We start from the raw sequence: 599 nt of genomic DNA, 5'->3' as shown, positions 1-599 counted from the left end.
GTCAGGGATTTCAGACGGTCATCACGTTTGTTGAAGGTAGGAACTGCCACTTCGTGACGGATCCTCTTACACTCTGCCGGATCTGTGTAGATCACAACTTCACATTTGTCAACAACAGCGTCAAATTCATTCTTAACAGATGCGTACAGAACTTCACCGATATGTTTCAGGCGGAATCCTGCATTGAATGCATCCTTGCTGATACGGATACGCTGCATATCACGCTGTCCTGTGTGATATACACCTTCGATACAGTTGATGTAGTTATGGAACTTACGCTCGATAACCGGTTCAAAGTCAGACTGCATGTTCTTGCCTGCAACTTTTACAACATAAGCGATGCTGTTCTTGCTGCCCAGCTCCATCTCATCTGCTTCCGGTCCGATCACAGTGATCTTGTGGTCTTCGATCTCTGTAGCCTCTGCTGACTGAACAAGCTCTGCACAGTCTACACGGGAACCGTCGAACTCTACCTGCATGTCGCCGCGGCGGATGATCTCACCCTCGAATGCGGATGCGAATGCAACCGGAATGTCGATATTGGTGATCTTGATCTTGATATCGCGTGCTTCCAGGGATGTAGCGTTGAATTTGGAAAC

General features: G+C 48.1%; 1 pseudogene. It reads right to left on the bottom strand.

The features are described 5' to 3' along the window. Positions 1 to 599 (bottom strand): annotated as a pseudogene (locus tag WMO65_RS26450) (acetyl-CoA decarbonylase/synthase complex subunit alpha/beta); the annotation flags it as partial.

Source organism: Blautia caccae (assembly GCF_040095955.1).
GTDB lineage: Bacteria > Bacillota > Clostridia > Lachnospirales > Lachnospiraceae > Blautia > Blautia celeris.
Note: the sequence above shows the minus strand (reverse complement) of the source record. Positions and strands in the feature narration are given on the sequence as shown.